Here is a 2,119-nt window from a genome sequence, read left to right on the forward strand (position 1 = left end):
CGGGGCGTGCTGGTACGCGGCGAGGTAGCGGAAGGGGAACTGCCGCGACTTCGCGACCTCCGCCGGGTCCGCGAGCTTCGCCGCGACGACGTTCGCCACCTCGTCCGAGACGCCTGCCTCATCGAAGTTCCGCAGGTTGCGCACGAGCGCCATCGCGCCCATGGAGGGAATGACCGCCTCCCAGGCCGCCTTGTCCATCGGCCCCTGCAGCCAGCCCGCCAGCGCCTCCCAGGTCATGCCCGCCGCGGCGAGCCGCTCGGCACCGCCCGCGCCGGTCACCACCGCGCGCCGCTCTGCGACCGGCACCGCCATCAGCTCGCGGTGCGCGGACAGGATGCGGGCGGACGCGGGCGGGACGGCGGTGTCGGGGTTGTGGCGGCGGTCGAGCGCGTACTGGAAGAGGTCGCCCTGCCACGGCTTGTCCGGGTCGGGCGCGGCGTGCACGAGGTTGAGGATGTCGCAGAAGCGGTAACCCTTGGACGCCGTGTCGTACTTGAGCAGCGTCTTCTCGCCGTACAGGCGGCGCACGGCGTCGGCGATGCCCCGCTTGACGGGCTTGGGGACGTTGCGGCCGTACGTCGCCGTCCAGTACCCGAGCAGCTCGCCGGGCTCGTCCGGGCGGCGCAGCACGGAGGCGACGACCTGGCGGTTGGCGGGTCCTTCGGTGGCGCCGGCGTCGAGGCGCGCCTTGACGTACTCGGCGGCGCCGACGATCGAGGCCGTACGCATGTTGCCGTCGCCGCGCAGCCAGCCGAGCAGGCCCGCGGTCCACTCCGGGTCCTCGACGGCGAGGCGCCGCACGAGCGCGGAGAAGCGGTCGTCGCGGTCGCCGCCGTTCTCGTAAAAGGTCTGCTGGGACACGAAATTCGCCACGGCGAGCAGAAAGAGCTCGGAGCGCGGGTCCCGCAGGTGACCTCGGCCGCCCTGGTGGGTCGGTGCGGTGCGCCCGGTCGACTTCACGACGGAAGTGACGAGCGCCTTCGCGGACTTGGTGTTGAAGCGTGCCATGTGAATTCCCCCGAATTCAGAATTGCTGGGGGAGGCAGCGCAGCAAAAGGACACACCGATGACGGGACCGGGCACGACCTGCGGCTGAGCCTCCCGAGATCAAAGTGGCCGCGGCATGGATTCTTGGAAGGAAGTAGCCGCTGCCCGCGCACCGGGAGGTGCGTGAAATGCGTGAAGTCTTGGGTGTCCAGAGTTCCGGTTCGGCTGAACTGACGATGGTGCTCTAACCCCTGAGCTACTCCGGCCTGTTCGTGCCGGAGACGGGACTCGAACCCGTCCGCTCCCCATTATGAGTGGAAGTAAGTCCTGCCTTCGCACCTGGACGAGCTTCACTTTAGGAGAGTGAACCGGCGGGGCACCAATGCTTTTTCGGTGCAACCGTACGATGGCCCACAGGCGTCGCACAGATCGTCCGGAGGGGCGGTCGAGGCGGAGGGGGATGCCGGGGCATGGCACAGGCGGCGCGGGGCGAGCCGGTCGAGCTGGGTGGGTTCCGGATCGTCGCACGGCTCGGCGAGGGCGGGATGGGGCGTGTGCACCTGGCGCGTTCGGCGTCAGGGCGGCTCGTGGCCGTCAAGACGGTGCATGAACACCTCGCCGTGGAAGCCGAGTTCAGGGAGCGGTTCCGCCGCGAGACCGTCGCCGCGCGCGCCGTCACGGGCCCCTTCACCGCGGCGGTCATCGACGCCGACCCGGATGCGGCACAGCCGTGGCTCGCCACGGAGTTCTGCGCGGGACCCGACCTGACGGCCGCCGTCTTCGCGCACGGCCCCCTCGGCTCCGCCGAACTCGCCACGCTGGGCGCGGCACTCGCGGAGGCGCTGTCCGGGGTGCACGCGGCGGGACTCACGCACCGTGACCTGAAGCCGTCGAACGTGCTGCTGGCCGCCGACGGACCGCGCGTGATCGACTTCGGCATCTCGCTGACCTCCGGCGCCACCTCCGCGTACACAGCCACGGGTGGCACCGTCGGCACGCCCCAGTTCATGGCTCCCGAGCAGGCGTCCGCGGGTGAGGTCACGGCGGCCACCGACGTCTTCGCGCTCGGCCAGACAGCGGCGTTCGCGGCACTGGGCGAGCCGCTGTACGGCGACGGGCCCTCGGTCAGCGT

2 protein-coding genes are annotated in these 2,119 nt (G+C 70.9%); one reads left to right on the forward strand and one right to left on the reverse strand.

The genetic code is table 11. The features are described 5' to 3' along the window. The coding region (locus ACZ5CR_RS43945) for a TROVE domain-containing protein (protein ID WP_468868914.1) at positions 1 to 1,008 on the reverse strand (1,008 nt) is incomplete at its 3' end. A gap of 449 nt (positions 1,009 to 1,457) precedes the next feature. Here ACZ5CR_RS43945 and ACZ5CR_RS43950 point away from each other — a divergent pair. Further along, the coding region (locus ACZ5CR_RS43950; protein ID WP_468868916.1) for a serine/threonine-protein kinase at positions 1,458 to 2,119 on the forward strand (662 nt) is incomplete at its 3' end.

It is taken from the genome of Streptomyces sp. NPDC031274 (genome assembly GCF_055570235.1).